The organism is Marinobacterium litorale DSM 23545 (assembly GCF_000428985.1).
Classification (GTDB): Bacteria; Pseudomonadota; Gammaproteobacteria; order Pseudomonadales; family Balneatricaceae; genus Marinobacterium_D; species Marinobacterium_D litorale.
In genome coordinates, this window is record NZ_AUAZ01000050.1 from 1 (window position 1) to 16,081 (window position 16,081).

Here is a 16,081-nt window from a genome sequence, read left to right on the forward strand (position 1 = left end):
TACTATCAATCAAAGAATGCGACCGATTAGATGAACAGTCAACAACCAGAGTCAGTACAGTCACGAGAGTCCATAACTCGTTAACAAGAGATGACCGGGTTGTCCGCGGAACTATCTTTGAGCCTACCCTTGGAGAGCTCGTACATAAGACCGCATGATTTTCTAATTATCAGTATTCTTTGTTGACCGGGTGGAGTCCACATAAGTGACTGTGGTGTCCAGTGATAATATTTAGGCGGTTTTTTCACACCAGCGCTCCTCGTTTTTCAGGAGTGTATTGAGCACCACGATGAGCTTGCGCATGCAGGCGATGATAGCCACTTTGGGCAGTTTTCCCTGGGCCTTTAGATGCTCATAGAAGCGTTTGAAAACAGGGTTACACTGAATCGATGAGAGCATCGCCATGAACATCACGGTACGTATGCGGTGACGCCCACCACGGATACGACGTTTGCCGTTATAGGAACCACTTTCTCGGTTCATAGGAGCGACACCGACTAGGGCAGCGATCTCTTTACGGTTGAGCTTGCCAAGTTCCGGCAGCTCGCTGAGTAGCGTGTAGGCGAGTACTTTTCCGACACCCGGTACGCTGGTGAGGATTTCGGTTTTGGTGCGCCAATGTTTGACCTGGATGACCGTTTCATCGATCTGTCTGGTGATAGCATCGATTTGGGTTTTTAGTGATTTCAGCAAGCCATTGATCGACCGGTGCAAGGCTTTAGGTAAGATCTGGAGACGGTTTTTCTCCATGGTTTGCATCTCGAGCAACTGGCTTCGACGGATCAGCAAGTCTTTGATTAAACGAGACTGCTTGTCCGGTATAGGCTTGATGTCAGGCTGAATAGTGGCCGCAAAACGCGCGATGACACTGGCATCGATTCTGTCGGTCTTAGCGAGTACGCCGATAGCCTGTGCATAGCGTCGGACACTGATCGGGTTGACGACTACAATGGGTAGATCGGCCTGATCGCAGGCGAAGACAAAAGCGTGCTCATAGCGGCCTGTGGCTTCAACGACGATGCGTTTGATATTGTGAGTTTTAAGCACCTGAACGGTCTTAAGGATTTGCTCCTCATCGTTCGGAATCTGGAAATGGAGGTCCAGCGGATGCAGTACGATATCGAGTTTGGTCTTGCCGACGTCCACGCCGACGTTGATTTCAATTTGGCTTTCCGTGTTCATGATAATAAGCTGACTCTGCCTTGCTATGCGGGCTCGAGGCCCCTATGACTGTTCGAGTTATGGCTAAGGAGTCATGCAGCGCTACCCACTTGTTATCGGTCTCTCGCAAGAGGAGCCGGCAATGCACCGAGCTACTGCATGAAGGCCCTCAATGGCCGTTGAGGGTGGGCCTCGACTTTACCCGGAAATCACACGGAATTATCCATACAAGAAATTAAGGTTTGCCCGCAAGCGGGCTGGGACCTCAAAAGCTACGCTTTTTCGGCCCTTTAATTGAGCGTTGGGCACTGGGGAGTCATGTCCTGGTCGAATATTAATGTCCGAGTCCAGTAGGACTTTGCTCGCTAAAATCTTATCCTGCTAATACAGGCAATCGGACCACGGTAGGAGGCGCTAGTTGAATTCCTTAGGCAAGAAGGGCTATGTAAAGCCACCAGTAAACCCTCACCAAGAGCCTTACGTGGATGAGCTCAATAGCCTGTTTGAATCACTCCACGAACACGATGACCGAGGCTTGGTCCTGACCATAGCAGCTTTCGCCGAGGATACATTGGAGCTTCTATTGCTCAACTACCTTCGTGAGCCAAAACAAGCGAAAGAGCTGGTCAACGGCTTCAATGCGCCACTCGGAACATTTTCCGCGAGGATCAAAGCCGCCTATGTGTTTGGATTGGTGCGAAAGGATGGCTATCAGACATTGGAAATACTTAGGAAGATTCGGAATAGGTTCGCCCATAATTGGGATGGCGTATCGCTGGATAGGCAGGATATCGAAAGCCTTATTAATCAGTTTTCACCCTCTCGGCGGGAAGAGTACGGAGCGGGAGAAAGCGAGACTGGCAAGGCCTCAAGCCGGGGACGACTGATAGAAAAAGTCTCTGACACTTTGATTGACCTGCGCATGCTCGCCAAAACTCTGAACAGGGACGGAACAAAGGCACCGCTGGTAATGGGAGAGATGAAGCCAGTTAGCGAAGAGTTCATGGAGGTTGAGCAATTTCCAGATGAGTCATCGTAGGGCTCTTCATGGAGGATTTATTCCAGCTTGATCAGCAAACAAGCCGACACTGGGCATGCCTAACAAGTACAGGTTGCCGGACAGGTACTATGCTGCGCTACGCACCTGCCGCAACTGCAAACGTTAATTGTCGCGGTGCGCTCATTAGAACTCCCTAAAGGTCTGCAAAGGGCCATCACCAGACGATTAGTCCACGGCGACCACTACGTTGCGACCGCGGCCTTTGGCTTGGTACAGCACCTCATCAGCTCGGGCCAATAGCTCACCTAGTGTCTCACTAGGCCGATGCATTGCCACACCAAAGCTGGCGGTAACCTGCAATGACTGGTCGCCGACTTCACAACGATGACACTCAAGACGGCTTCGGATGCGCTCGGCCAGTTTGCAGAGATCATCCGCATTCAAGTTATCGATCACCAGCAGAAATTCTTCGCCGCCGATTCGACCAAAATTGTCGTGGCTGCGCAGGAGTTCTTGGACTGTACGGGTGGCTTCAATCAATATTTTGTCACCTACCCCATGACCGTAGTTGTCATTTACCTGTTTGAAGTGGTCCAAGTCGAACATAATCACGCCAAACCTCACGTTTGTACTGATTAACTGCTCGACGTGACGCAGTATAGCCCGCCGGTTGAGAGAGCCTGTGAGCTCATCCGTTTCTGCTTGCTGACGTAAGCGGTTCTCGGTTATAGCTTTTTCACGATCATCATTGAAGGTGATCACCGCGCCACCTGATTCAAGTTGGTGTAGAGGGCTGACGGTGAAACTAACCGGCATGACGGTTCCTTCACGGGTGCAGAGATAATCACGTTCTCTATGCTGACGCTGGCCTGTGCGCAGCGCCCTGTGGGTCAGGCACTCATCTCGATCAAGACTCTCACCCTCTGCTGTCACATGAATGATATCGTGCAAGTAGCGGCCAACAACCTCTGATTCTTTCCAGCCCAGCAAGCGTTCGGCTTCCGGGTTCATCCAGCGTGCACAGCCCTGGGCATCGACCATGATCACACCGTTACCCATTTCATTGGTCACCAGGCGTAGCCGCTGCTCGTTGACCAGCAAGCGGTGATAAAGTCGCAGACGACGTGAACGGAGTTGATGCCAGCCAAAGAGCACCATGAATCCGGCCAGGGTGCCCGCTCCTAGAAGCTGTGCTGCACGACTCTGGTGTTGGGCCTCCAACCCGTTGCAAGGGCTACCTATCTCACGGAATCCGATCAGCCAGCGAGGTGACACCACATGCTCACTTCCGTAGTGGGTCCACGCGTACGCCAGACAGTCCTGTCCGAGGGTGATCTGTCCGGTTGGCTGGGCCTTGATTTGCTGCCAGAGCGCAGGGCGCTGCTGCGACAAGCCGCTATGAGCTTCGAACATAAAGCTCCAATCTTGCTCTTCATTGCCGTGCAGCCATTGCCCTCTGTCATTGATGAGTATTGACTGCAAGGGCTGCGGTAAGGCGTTATCCAGCTGTTTCAATAGTTCTTCAGCACGGTAGTTGATTACCACCTGACCGTACCGTTTTCCATGAAGATAAACCGGCTGCACAATACGCAGCATCGGCTTGAAGGGTAATTCGACCTGTTTATGTTCGATATTCAGATCCAATGGCGATACATATATATTACCCTCCAGCAGCTGCATCCCCTCGGCTACATAGTAGCGATGAGCCTTATTTTGTAACGCGTTAGCTGGTAATACATAGGGAGCTTCATCGTCAGCGCGATTAATACGAATCTGCTCATTGCCTTCGGTATCAATCAGACGGATCTGGTCATAAACGGGACGCACGTCTGCCAGTGAAAGATAGACTTCTTGCAGAAGCGTTTGAGTGCTGGAGTTGGGCTGAAGGAGATGACGTTCAAGCAGAGGAGAAGTGGCCAGACGGCTTATATCCAGCTCTACCATCCACAGTGACCTATGCAACACATCCTGAAGTTGACCTTGGTAGTAGCTGCGTTGTTGGTGCTGGAGTTTCTCCTCTTTCTGCCAGGACTGATACAGGCTAATCCCTGTCATGATTAGCAGAAAGCTCAGAGTAATCAGACCCGCCAGCCAGAAAAGCACTGTTCTCTTGCCGGGTATCTTATTTGTGGCGGGGGACATCCCTTCTGTCTCCATAAAAATACTTTTTCCCTAGTCCAGTTACACTCCTGTATAGCCGATCTAGTTGACCGTCGAGGGCTATGACCGAACCTTTTGAATATGAAACTGTGGAGCCTAGAACGGTAAATCTCAATTTTGGTTAAGCTATAGATTAAAGAGAAGATTGTCACCTTTGTCCGTAGGTTTGTCGTTGATTCGCGTCGACCCTGAAAAGGATCTGGTCGATTTCTAGCTCTATGGCAAGCAGGTGACCCGTGACCCGGAGAACGAGGCTGCACACTATAATTCGCACGCCATCGCCAAAATCGAGCTCACCTTTCCAAAAATCGAGAAATAGGTGAGCCTTGCTCCAGGCTTCTTCCACTGTGAGTGGGCTGGTTTCAGGGAGACTCAGCGGATTCCTGTCTGAACAGCAGATAGGGCTCGGAACACCCACAGGTGATCCAGTACTCGAGTTTCTTTTTGGTGATTTTTACGTCCGTCCCGCCACAGCGGATGCACGGCACCCGCATGGATGTATTGGTGCCGCAGGCATCACACTTAACGTAGTAGCCGTACTTGCCGTAGCAGCCTTGCAGCTGCTTCGTTTCACCACATTTTTTGCAGGCCAAGTGGGATGACGTGCTGGGTTCATTGCTTAGTAACGGGGTAGGCCCCGCATCGGGGAGAGGTTTTGATTCGACTTCCGGAGTAGATGGCGGTGAGGTTGTACCCACTTGGTGCTCCAGCAGGTATGCCACGATGCGCTCAAGCTCGCTCCCTGAAAAAGCAGGGGCGGTTTCGATAAAGGCTTTCAGCCGTCCTTTACCTCCGATTTTCTCAACAACGTCAGCGACGGACTCACTCTTGATGATGCGGGCGTTAATGTCCTTCGGAATATTATCGCGGTGTAGTATGCAGGAGTTAGAGACGACACATAGAGCATCCCATTTTCGACCGCCAACCTGTTGCTGCAATCCCATGATCTTGCCGAGGAAGGCGGATGCGTTGTCATTGAGCATCTTCTTAAGCAGCGCCTGCTGCAGCTCAGCTTGCTTAATAGGGGAGGGAATGCCCGACCATTTCCCGTTGAAACTACGCGACCATTCACCCGCCGAGTTAACCTTCACTTCGCCGTAGATGCTCTTCGACTCCAGAATCAAAAAACCATACCGATGCACGACCAGATGATCGATCTGAGCATTCTCGTCGTTGTAGCGAAAGGCGTAGTCATTGAAGACGAAGATGTCTTCACTGTCCTTGAAGGAGCGGCGCAAATAGAAAGCGACATCACGCTCTTGTTTATCCCCAGCCACCTGCCGAGCATCTGAGAGGGCTTTCTGCTGTTTAGTTGTAACGATGGGCATGACGTCTCCGTGTCGTTTTTTCCAAGGTTTGATTCTATATCGAGCCGGCACTGGAGAATACTCCACGTCGGGGCCGAGCGTTGCTATGCGCTGGGGGTGCCAGCTCGCGAAGCTTATGTAATTTTGCACATCTCTGCTCGATCTCATGAGTCAATAAGCTCTAAGGAGATGAACCATGAGATTGCTTCGCCGACCCGAAGTCCAACGTATGACCGGACTGTCCCGCTCCACCATCTACCGTCTGATCTCCGAGGATCAGTTTCCTCCACCGGTCAGCCTGGGAGGTAACTCGGTCGCCTGGATCGAGCATGAACTCGAACAATGGATTCTGGAGCGCATCGAACAGCGAGACCTTGCGCTGGATCGCAACGCCTGACCTACCCCTATCGTGGCCACCGGTACGCCGGATGGTTTTATGCCTATTCCAACGTAATACTTTCCTCGAGTGCCAGTCTGCCTAAAAAGAGCAGCCCGCGTCGGGCTTTTGATTAATCCGGTGCAGTGATTCCCGGTCACTGCATTTCGGTAGTAGTAGTATCTAAATCACTACAAGATAAACCCTACCTATCCCACTCATACCATAGACATTCATCCATACCTATGACTATCAACGCCTTCAACGAGGCGACTGGTACTCAAGGTGGATACGTATCTGTGTGCCTGAGCGACAGACTGCATTTGAGGCTTTGATAATGGAGAATCCCATGAATCAACGCTTACCTGCTAACCCCAATCTACGGATCTATACCAACCCTGAATACCGAGGGATGCCGATACAGGCGAATAACTCCCAACCCTGCCTGGAGGAGTACTTGGACAGAGCGTACCGAACTCTGGAACGCACGAAAAAGGAGTACAAACGCATCTTTGCGGCGCGGATCGATCTGCGCTATCCAGCTGAAGGCGCGCTAGGAATACAAAACGATAACCATGTGATGGAGCGTTTCAAAAAAGCCCTGGATGCCCGGATACAGGCGAGGTCAGCACGACGCGATAGCCTGGGTAAAACGGTGCATCCCTGCCGGGTACGGATGATTTGGGCTCGAGAGCAGAGCGGCTCTAAGACTCCTCACTATCACCTGGTTTTATTGTTCAACCGAGACGCCTACTTCAGGTTGGGTAGCTATGCCCCTGAGGCGGATAACCTGCTTACGCTGATCCGCCAGGCTTGGGCCTCTGCATTAAGTTTACCGGAGGAGGACTCGCTCGGGCTGGTCCATGTGCCGGAGAATGCCGAATACAGCCTGAATGCACGTGAGGACTACCGGGGTGAATGTGATCTGTTTTACCGGATCAGCTACCTGTGTAAAGCCAGGAGCAAAACCTTTGGGAACCGGCACCACTGCTTTGGGGCATCGACCCGCTAGAGCCTCTGGCGATGTGATTAGAATGGGAGGTCGAACGTGGGCGGTATGTAAGGCGCATCACTGGCATCGTACAACGTCAGTAGTCGCTTGAGCGTCTCTTCCGTCGGGCGCTCCTGTTCTGCAATACGACGGGCGATCGGCTCGGACACCTTCAGTTGCTCCATTAATGTGCGAATCAGCAATGGACAGTCTGGGTGAAGCTCTGACTGCAGATCGTCCTCGGTTCTTAATGCGATAGCTTGCGCGTGGGTGTGAGTCATCGAACGCCCTCCTTGGTCGCGATGGACTGTGTATCGGCCGGGAGATTCCTGACTTGAGCGACAACATCTCTGTCATTGCAGCCCTATGGTATGCGCGGCCCTGCCGTGTGCAGATCAAGAAGGGAGATAAACCATGTCATTACTACAAGAGATCGCCGATCAGTTTGCGCAACAGAACGATATACCTGCTGCCAACTTTCAGGAGTGGAAAGGGATGGAGGTGGCCTACAGCAGGCAGAGTGACACCGAGTATCCGGCACTGCCTGCAAATTCCCGGGAAAAGGGTCGCGCGGAAACGGAGTTGCCGTACCGGGATCCCGTGGACGAACTGATGCGTGATGCTATTAAAGTGCGCCGGGCCCAGCAGATGACCCAGGCCGATTTTGCCCGCCACATGGGGATCAGTCCGCGAACGCTGCAGGATTGGGAGCAACGTCGACGCCGTCCCAGTGGCGCCGCCCGCACGCTGCTACGCCAGATGATCGATCGCGCCTTATCCGGCTAACCTCTCGCGATATGTAAATCCTTACACCGTAGCACCATCTTCTGAAGGAAAGCTGCACGCATCACCTCCAGACCCTGCACAGCCCAATGCTTCGTGTTTGACCAACCCAGAGCCCTACCCGGGCTCTGCTTCCCCGTGCAGTCACTACGGCGGAGCGTGCCTTTCCCATTAAACCGACTCATCTGAGTCACAACCCCCTTTTCATTCGCACACCCTACAGCGCCAGGCCTTTATCCGTGCTGGCGTGCGTCCGTGTGCACAGGAGTTCAATACAATGATCCGCTTTACCCCGAATACTGACCAACAGAATGCCCTCAACGCGATCCAGCAGTTTTTGCAGGATCCGTACTGTGATGCCTTCGTTCTTCGAGGTGGCGCGGGGACCGGCAAAACGACGATAGTGCCTTACATTCTGGAGATGGCGTTGCAGCAGCAATTTTCGATCACGATGCTCTCACCGACAGGGCGTGCGTCGAGGATTATGCAGGACAAGGTCAATGCAGGTTTTAGTCAGTCCAGCGGCTATCAAATACCGACCCAGACCCTGCACAAATTTCTCTACTATCTCGGGAATATGCGCTGTGCGGATCACGCGGTCGATGATGGCGAACCGTTAATCGACCGTTATTTCCCGGCGCGTCAGAATGATCCCGAAGTGGATCTGCTGATTATTGATGAAGCCTCCATGGTGGGAGACAAACCCATGCGTCAGCAAGGGCTCGCCTTCGGGAGTGGTCGGGTGCTGTCAGACCTGATCCGCTACGTGCGAGAACAGGATGCGACCCGACCGGCTGGGCGTCCAGTCAAGTTGATCATCATCGGTGATCCCGCCCAACTTCCCCCGGTTGGTGACACCTGTTCGCCAGCCATGGCACCGGACTACCTGAATCAGGTGTTTGGTCTACAGGTCCAGTGTTACGACCTCACGCAGGTGGTCCGCCAGAAAGGCGATAGTGCATTGCTCGAAATCGCCACGGCCCTGCGTAATCAGATAGTGGACGGTGTTCCCAACGTCTATCCGTTGCGGGTTAACTACCGTGATATTCAGGCAGCGAGCTTTCATCAGGCGGTGGATCTCATTGCTCAAAGCGTCGTAGGGGAACAGTCTGCGGTGGCGGTCGCTCGGACGAACCGCCGGGTGCAGGAATATAATGAAGCGGTGCGCGCCACGCTCTACCAGCAATGGGACGGCCCGATGTACCCCGGGGATCGGCTGTTGGTGATGCGCAACAACCGCTTGAGTGGCTTGCAGAATGGTGACCTGCTCAGTGTGCACTATCTGTCTGATCAGCCGGAGGTCTTTCATATCCCCTACGGCAAAGAAAGCATAGAGCTACGCTTTCGCCAGGCGAGCGTGGGGTTGATACACCAGGGGCGGGTTCAGGATGAGCGAGAGTGCCTGATCCTCGAAAACCTGTTGGATACGCCGACCGCTCAGCTCGGTGAGCGGGAAGAGTGGGCCTTGCAGCAGCTGTTTATGCAGCGACATCCCAAGGCCACATCGGGCAGTCAGGCTTATCTGGAAGCCCAGGCTGAGGACCCTTATCTGAATGCCCTGGTCGTCAAATACGGCTACGCGATGACCTGTCACAAAGCACAGGGTGGCGAGTGGGGGCAGGTGATTATCGATCTGTCGGGCGGACAGATGTTTCCGCCAGAGCAGATTGACCGGTGGATCTACACGGCGATCACACGGGCATCGGAGCGGGTCATTTTAGTGAACCCGCCGCACGCGGCTTACGCGAGCTGACAAGAAAAAAGAAAGGATAGTGCTCGAGTGAGAAGGCGGCCCCGAAGAGCCGCCTTGTTCACCGTCGAACTATCTGTATCGCGCGTGTTGCTGACTCAAATCAGCCCTTCTTCGGCGAATGACGTATACCCCTCGCTGCCGACCACGACGTGATCGATCACCCGCACCTCCACCGTGTTCAGCGCATGGCTGAGACGCTGGGTTATCAATTTATCCGCCTGGCTGGGTTCCGTCTCACCGGAGGGGTGATTGTGAACCAGAATGACGGCGGCGGCATTGGCCAGCAGGGTCTCTTTAACCACCTCCCGTGGATAGATGCTGGCGCTGTTGATGGTGCCCCGAAACAGCTCCATGAATCGCAGGATCCGGTGGCGGTTGTCCAGCAGCAGGAGCCCGAACACCTCATGCTGGTAATCCAACAATAGAGTTTGAAGAGCACGGCGTACTTCCTCGGGGTTACTGAGTGGTCGACCGCGAGCCAGTCGGCGCCGAGCGAGCTTCTTGGCCAGGTCGAGCAGTTCCGCTTCAGTGACGGCATCGGGTACCACGTAGGTACCCGGTTCCTCACCGGCGATTAAACGTGCCAGTGCCATAGGTGGTCCTCCTAGGCTGCGATGAGTGAATGTGGATTGGCAGCGAACTGTTCAGCCAGTTGCCACAAAGCCCGGTTGAGTCGCACATCCTCCTGAACGGATCGGATCGCCCGGGTACGCACACGACGGCCACTGGCGGCTCGTCCAGGGATGCCGCCCTTGAGCAGGTTCTCCTGAATCCGGTTGAACACGTGCCAGAGATCGCGCTGCTGATCTTCGGGGCGACGCGCGGCCAGGATCGAGTCGACGGACACGGGACTCAGTTGCTCCCAGTCTTGGCCATAACGCTGATAGAGCGCGCCTTGAGCGAACAGCAAGGCTTCGTCCCGATCCAGCTGGGTGGCTCGAAAACGCTCTACGGCATTCGCGACCTGAGGTGCCTGGTCAACCAAGGCCACAGAACCTTCCAGGATCTGGTCCACCACCTGACGGCCATGGCGAACACGGATGCCACCCAGGTCACCCACCGGGGTAACCATGCCGTTACTACAGACCAGCCTGAAAAGACCCAGGTCTAACTGGTAGGCGGCTGAGCGGTCGTGGCTGTTGGTCAGAACCAGTTCGGCAACGCTGTCACCGACCTGTATCTGGCGCTGGGGATCCTGCCGGAAACGAATCAGATGACGGGCGACTGACTGACGTTCCGGCTGGCGAGCCCGGGTTTGTTGTGCCCGCACGGGATACCAGCCTTCCGCTTCCAGGGCATCGATGACCTGGATCGTAGGGACAAATCCATAGCGTTGGGATACTGCACTATCCGGTGTACGGGCGAAGATCGCGGGGGCTTCACGGAAGAGTTGATCGTGGTTGAGATAAGTCGTCATGAGTGTGTACTCCTGAATGTTACCCACAACAACGCCCTGTCCGTTCTGTAAGACAGTGATGAGCGTGTCGGGGTGGGTTAGAAAATGCGTGAGCGCCGGTGTCAGTGGCGCGAAGCGGATCGAGTGGCGGTTGAGGTTGTCGGGGTTGATCGTGTGGTGCGAGTGGCTCGCGGTGTGACAGGTTGTGCCGGTTTAGCGGGGCGCAGGGTGGATAGCGCGTCGGGCCGTTGTGCCTCGGACGGGTGGGTTAGGTCCGTCACCTGCTCGGCCTCTGTGGCAGCCGTTGGATAAAACTCCTCCAGCACCGACGGCAGATCCTCCTCCTGCTCCTCAAAAGCACCCAGACTAAATCCGACCCGGGCTGCTTCATCCAGGGCGGCCTGATCGAAACCTGCGGATTGGCGTTGTGCCGCCAAGGTTTGAGCCGCCTTCAAGGCCTCTTCCAACGAGACCCCGTCCCGCAGCGTGAGATCCACAAAGTAGATTGGTGTCCCATGGCTTTGACGCGTTGATTTGCCACGCAACCGTAACTCCAGTGGCAGGCAGGCCAGCAGCCCTTTGGATAGCGCACTGAAGTAGGCCAGGCGAGCAGCCAGGGTCCGGATACTGTTGAACCCGGTGGTGCGGTAGATAAAGGTCCCGATGGGATCGGCCTCCCCAATGACCACATTGAGCCGGGCAAAGGGTTTACAGTGCCCGCCCTGAGCCAACTCGCAGCTATCGGGCCCCGGACAGGGCAGGGTGGCCATGCCCTCCTGAGTACGGCGCCGACACTGTTCGCCATCGCCCACGCAAAGGGGACGGGCTGTCTCTCGATCAAAGAGCGCATACTCCACCCGGAGATTGAGTGCCGGATCGTTAAACGGCAACTGCACCGGGATCCGTCGCAACTTGTCCGATTGCTCCTCCCGCAGTTGTTTATCCAGTGGATGCATTAGCCAGCCCTCCCGGGACTGGAGCTGTGTGGTGATCGTAAACTGATCATCTTTCTGTGGCAGACGCTTACCATCGCGCTCGACCACCTTACCGATGGAGATGCGCCCCAACACCGGGGGCGTAATAACAAAGCCTTTTAGCATGGTGAACCTCCAGACATAAAAAAGCGCCGACCCCTTGTTGGGATCAGCGCTGCTATGAGTTTAAAAAGTGACGTGACGAGAGAGGGGTGGAGTCAGGATCCAGTCGACTGAGCATGGAGCAGAAAACGCCGACTGCCCGGTTGAACACGCTGGTACTGTTCAACCCAGTCCGGGTGCTCGGACTTGAGCTTCTCCAGATCGACACTGCGTCGATCGGCACTGCGCTTCCAGGTAATCCGCCCGGTAGGAAACAGCGCTTCGCTGGCTTCCTTCATCGCGTGCTGGAGTCGCTGCTTGAGCCGAGCTTCCTCTTTATGACCGGCCTCCAGTTCGGTGCGAAGCTGTTGCAGCTGGGCAAAGGATCGAGCCAGCGGTAGATCTTCGGTGAAGTCCACCACCGCATGGTTGTCCTGAGGGTATAACTGGCGCAGTGCACGATCAGCCGACTCACTGCCATCGGCGTCCGGAGGCGTATCCGACTCCACTAATGCCCAGAATTGATGCTCAAGGTGGATGAGTCGTTTGATCAGTGCCTCATCCCGTTCCAGGCGATAGATCCGCAGCTCCTGACCAGCGATCAATACGGCCACATCAGCGGCCTGTTGTCCGGTGACCGCCAGCTGATGCATCACCTGTAACTGCACGTAATGGGGGACGCCATCACGCCAGAGCTTGGCACCGTTCAGGCCCGCCGTTTTACACTCCAGGATCTGGACCTCATCGGAGCCCACCACCTGTCGATCCAGATTAGCCAGCATCCAGGGGCGATCCGGGTGCTGCAGAACTGCATTGACGCGCCGTACCTTAAAGCCGGTGCGTTTGGCGTAGTGCTCGGCAACGATAGGTTCCAGCACATTACCCCAATACACGGGGCTGTCCGCCGTACCGTCCAGTATCGGCTCATCCTCGGAGTCGCGCCCGGTTTTATCCATCCAGAGCGCGAGCTTGGACTGATAGGGATTGAGGCCGACCGCTGCTGCAGCATCGGACGCGCCAATACCAGACTGGCGTACCCTTAACCACTCTGAGCGGTCCAGCGGACGAGTATCAACCAACCGGTTTGCCTGGCCGTGACGGCGGGTACCGGTACTCGGTTGTGAAGCGCTGGATGCTGGGTTTTTATGCAGAGGCACCACCGTGGTGCCCGGGGTTCTGGATAGAGACTGAGACATACAAACCTCCCTATGACAGACAGCCGTATACAACGCAGGCCGAACAGCGGCCGACGTTATCCCCAGGTCTGGGTTGCTGTCGTCAGAGTGAAAAAGAAGCAGAAAGAAGTGGAGTGTGCTGATGCTGCGATCGGCGAAGTCGTTGAGCTAGAGCGAGTGGGTATCAGTCGGTGCTGGCATGAAAACAATGGCCACAGTCCGTGCACTCGTAGTTATCGAGCACCTCGTTATCGAACTCTTCACCGAGCTTGGCACCGGCAACGCCACCGGCCGTACCGCCAACCAGCCCACCGAAGATGGCACCGGCCAGTGTGCCGATGGCAACGCCCACTGGACCCGCTACCGATCCAACAGCGGCACCGGCCTGGGCACCGCTTAAGGCGCCAGCGGCTCCAGTTGCCGTACCGGCGACAGCTCCGGCCGTGCCACCTACCTTACGACCGACGTTACGGGTAATCACCTGATGGGACTCACAGGCAGGGCAGTAAATAGACATGATCAAACTCCTGTATCGATAAGGAAATGAAGCAGCGAAGGGGCTTCTTCAGTGGGGTAATACAGGGTTGAAATTATTTTTAATGGGATTGGTCACGAAGGGAAGGGGAGCTGGCGGGGGGCTTATAATTTCATGCGGATTTCTCAGCCAGGATGTAGTGGTCAACTAATCCCGGACACGGTTTTAAGTTTTTCTTCCGCCGCCAGTGGACTGATGCCGCCATTGGCACGATGTGGCCGCTGGCGGTTGTAGTAATCCATCAGGTACCGACCAATATCCATTTTGGCGACCAGTAGCGAGGAGTAACCGGTTTCTGGCACCCATTCCGTTTTCAGGCTGCGGAACAGCCTCTCCATCGGCGAGTTGTCCCAGCAATTTCCACGACGGCTCATGCTTTGCTCCATGCGGTAGCGCCAAAGCCGTTGGCGGAACTTCAGGCTCGTGTACTGACATCCTTGATCGGAATGGAACAGGATGCCTTCAGGCTGCCCTCGCCGACTCCAAGCGTCATCCAGCGCCTTGATGACTAGACTCGCGTGTGCTGTCGTGGAGACTGCCCAGCCAACAACTTTGCGGGCGTAAAGGTCCATAACAACGTCGGGATACGACCACTGAGCCCCTGCCCAAAGTAGAGTAAGAGACAGGGCGTAGTCGAACTATCTCCCTGCCTCTCCTCTCCAAACCGGACGTGCACCTTTCAGCGCATCCGGCTTTCCGTTTAGCTGCTAGATAGAGCTATGGCTACATCGTCATAGCGAGAAGTAAATGTATTTCGGTCTTCGATTCGCAGATACGGATTGCCTTCCGGTAACCGCCAGCGGAACCGACGACTACCTCGCCCAACAAGTCTGAACAGCTCAACTCCAGCGAGCAGGCCCCGATTGGTTTTCCCAAAGAGGACCCACGTTTTGGGTCGATCAGTCGTAGGGTGTTTGAACCAGTGACGCATCAACAGTTTGATGCGCGCCCGGTACTTATGACCCAGCCAGTGGGCGAGTTTCCAAAATACGACACGGTCGATATAGCTGAAGACCTTGGCTTTGTAGTCAACGAACTGATAGAACGCCGCCCAACCCTTCAGCTTCCGGTTGATCGTTCCGACCATGTCGATCTTACTTTCGCTATGGTTACCTGATAACAGTGCCGTCAGTGATGCTGCAAAGCCTTTTGCTTTGTCCCGGGGAATCGTTGACACCACACGCATGTCGCCAAGGCGACTGCGCTTGCGGATGATACGGTGCCCTAGGAACACAAAACCGTCGTTCACGTGCGTGATCTTGGTTTTCTCCATATTGAGAGTCAGCTTGAGCTGATCCTCCAACACCTTCCGGCATTCCTCCCGTATCGCTTCTGCCTCGGCCTTTGAGCCCTTTACGATGACAACGAAGTCATCAGCGTAACGACAGTAGGCGACGGCAGGTTTCCACTGCCAGTCCTCTTGAACAGCCGTGCGTCGGCCTTTCTGGATGCTGTTGTTCCAGTACCAACGGTCCTTCCGTGCCTTCCCGCTCAGGTAGTGCTGGTGCAGGTACTGGTCGAACTCATTTAGCATGATGTTCGACAGTAGAGGCGATATCACACCTCCCTGCGGCACACCTTCACTTGCGGCTCGGAAGAGTCCAGCATCAATATGACCGGCTTTGATAAAACGCCACAGCAGATTCAGGAATCGGGTATCCCTAATTCTTCTGCGGACCGCTTTCATCAGCAGATCATGATGAACCGTGTCAAAGTAGCTGAATAGATCACCCTCGATAACCCATCGACCTCGGGTTTCGGTACCATCCGTCAGTTGCAACTTAACGGTACGGATTGCGTGGTGAACGCTGCGCTCCGGTCTGAAGCCGTAAGAGAGAGGATGAAAATCACTTTCCCAAATCGGTTCCATCACCATAAGCATTGCGCGCTGCACGATACGATCACGGAGAGTGGGTATGAACCGCTCCGGCTTTACCGGAGACTCCATATCTTGAGAGGATGGAGTCATGAACTCACCAAAACGATACTCCCCCGAAGTCCGGGAGCGAGCTGTTCGGTTAGTCATTGAACAGCAAGACGAATATCCGTCCAAGTGGGCGGCGATCTGCTCAATTGCCAGTAAGATTGGCTGTACGCCAGAGACCTTGAGAGCCTGGTGCAAACGCACAGAGGTCACGCAGGAAGACGGCCGGACCAGCCTTTCTGAACGTGAACGACTCAAGCAACTGGAGCGTGAAAACACCGAACTGAAGCGCGCCAACGAGATCCTCCGCAAGGCGGCTGCTTTTTTCGCCCAGGCGGAGCTCGACCGCAAACCCAAGTGATGGTCTCGTTCATCGACGAGCATCGTGCTCGGTACGGGGTCGAGTCGATTTGCAGCCAGCTGCCAATTGCCCCTTCGACGTAT

15 protein-coding genes, 2 pseudogenes and 1 other annotated feature are annotated in these 16,081 nt (G+C 54.8%); of the genes and pseudogenes, 6 read left to right on the forward strand and 11 right to left on the reverse strand.

From position 1 onward, the window contains the following. Nucleotides 1–231 precede the first annotated feature (231 nt). Nucleotides 232–1,182, reverse strand: a complete 951-nt coding sequence (locus G403_RS0119685; protein WP_027855515.1) for an IS110 family RNA-guided transposase — start codon at nt 1,180–1,182, stop codon at nt 232–234. Nucleotides 1,183–1,642: 460 nt separating this feature from the next. Here G403_RS0119685 and G403_RS24700 point away from each other — a divergent pair, with 460 nt between their 5' ends. Beyond that, on the forward strand, nt 1,643–2,200 hold the full coding sequence (locus G403_RS24700) for a hypothetical protein (RefSeq protein WP_051299310.1): 558 nt from the start codon (nt 1,643–1,645) through the stop codon (nt 2,198–2,200). 186 nt (nt 2,201–2,386) lie between these two features. On the opposite strand, the gene G403_RS24705 is transcribed toward G403_RS24700, so the two are convergent. Together G403_RS24705 and G403_RS0119705 are read right to left on the reverse strand one after the other, a co-directional pair. Next, entirely contained in the window at nt 2,387–4,303 is a 1,917-nt protein-coding gene (locus tag G403_RS24705; protein ID WP_169719919.1) for a GGDEF domain-containing protein, read from the reverse strand. Nucleotides 4,304–4,683: 380 nt separating this feature from the next. Continuing rightward, the gene (locus tag G403_RS0119705; RefSeq protein ID WP_051299315.1) at nt 4,684–5,649 is read right to left on the reverse strand and encodes a nuclease-related domain-containing protein; all 966 of its coding nucleotides are present in this window, start codon (nt 5,647–5,649) and stop codon (nt 4,684–4,686) included. Between the two features lie 175 nt (nt 5,650–5,824). Here G403_RS0119705 and G403_RS0119710 point away from each other — a divergent pair, with 175 nt between their 5' ends. Continuing rightward, a complete protein-coding gene (locus G403_RS0119710; protein ID WP_027855518.1) occupies nt 5,825–6,025 on the forward strand; it encodes a helix-turn-helix transcriptional regulator in 201 nt (66 codons plus the stop codon). Nucleotides 6,026–6,353: 328 nt separating this feature from the next. Continuing rightward, nucleotides 6,354–7,016 carry an inovirus Gp2 family protein gene (locus G403_RS0119715; protein ID WP_036234756.1) on the forward strand — a complete coding sequence of 221 codons (663 nt, stop codon included), beginning with the start codon at nt 6,354–6,356 and terminating at the stop codon, nt 7,014–7,016. Between the two features lie 17 nt (nt 7,017–7,033). Here G403_RS0119715 and G403_RS0119720 read toward each other — a convergent pair whose 3' ends face one another. Next, nucleotides 7,034–7,276 (reverse strand): GAT domain-containing protein, encoded by a 243-nt coding sequence (locus tag G403_RS0119720; protein ID WP_027855520.1) that lies wholly within the window; start codon nt 7,274–7,276, stop codon nt 7,034–7,036. A 133-nt stretch (nt 7,277–7,409) separates the two neighbouring features. Here G403_RS0119720 and G403_RS25720 point away from each other — a divergent pair, with 133 nt between their 5' ends. Together G403_RS25720 and G403_RS0119735 are read left to right on the forward strand one after the other, a co-directional pair. Further along, nucleotides 7,410–7,781, forward strand: a complete 372-nt coding sequence (locus G403_RS25720) for a helix-turn-helix domain-containing protein (RefSeq protein WP_036234760.1) — start codon at nt 7,410–7,412, stop codon at nt 7,779–7,781. Nucleotides 7,782–8,055: 274 nt separating this feature from the next. Beyond that, nucleotides 8,056–9,531, forward strand: coding sequence for an ATP-dependent DNA helicase (locus G403_RS0119735; protein WP_027855522.1), 1,476 nt, complete (start codon nt 8,056–8,058; stop codon nt 9,529–9,531). A gap of 95 nt (nt 9,532–9,626) precedes the next feature. Here the strand turns inward: G403_RS0119735 and radC are convergent, their stop codons facing one another. From radC to G403_RS24045, 7 genes and pseudogenes are all read right to left on the reverse strand, one after another. Next, nucleotides 9,627–10,124 (reverse strand): RadC family protein, encoded by a 498-nt coding sequence (gene radC / locus G403_RS0119740; RefSeq protein ID WP_027855523.1) that lies wholly within the window; start codon nt 10,122–10,124, stop codon nt 9,627–9,629. Between the two features lie 11 nt (nt 10,125–10,135). After that, nucleotides 10,136–10,948 (reverse strand): DUF932 domain-containing protein, encoded by an 813-nt coding sequence (locus G403_RS0119745; RefSeq protein ID WP_051299318.1) that lies wholly within the window; start codon nt 10,946–10,948, stop codon nt 10,136–10,138. Between the two features lie 101 nt (nt 10,949–11,049). After that, nucleotides 11,050–12,027, reverse strand: coding sequence for a recombination directionality factor (locus G403_RS24035; RefSeq protein WP_051299321.1), 978 nt, complete (start codon nt 12,025–12,027; stop codon nt 11,050–11,052). A 92-nt stretch (nt 12,028–12,119) separates the two neighbouring features. Next, entirely contained in the window at nt 12,120–13,199 is a 1,080-nt protein-coding gene (locus G403_RS0119755) for a YqaJ viral recombinase family nuclease (RefSeq protein WP_084404128.1), read from the reverse strand. Between the two features lie 163 nt (nt 13,200–13,362). After that, nucleotides 13,363–13,695, reverse strand: a complete 333-nt coding sequence (locus G403_RS0119760; RefSeq protein WP_027855526.1) for a hypothetical protein — start codon at nt 13,693–13,695, stop codon at nt 13,363–13,365. Nucleotides 13,696–13,856: 161 nt separating this feature from the next. Beyond that, nucleotides 13,857–14,333: pseudogene (locus G403_RS25130) on the reverse strand (IS3 family transposase); the annotation flags it as partial. An 80-nt stretch (nt 14,334–14,413) separates the two neighbouring features. After that, nucleotides 14,414–15,682, reverse strand: coding sequence for a reverse transcriptase domain-containing protein (locus tag G403_RS24045; protein ID WP_425411716.1), 1,269 nt, complete (start codon nt 15,680–15,682; stop codon nt 14,414–14,416). Here G403_RS24045 and G403_RS0119775 point away from each other — a divergent pair. Beyond that, nucleotides 15,681–16,081, forward strand: a pseudogene (locus G403_RS0119775) (transposase); the annotation flags it as partial. The gene G403_RS24045 and the pseudogene G403_RS0119775 overlap by 2 nt on opposite strands. Continuing rightward, nucleotides 15,956–16,072, forward strand: a sequence feature (AL1L pseudoknot). (Overlaps the previous pseudogene by 117 nt.)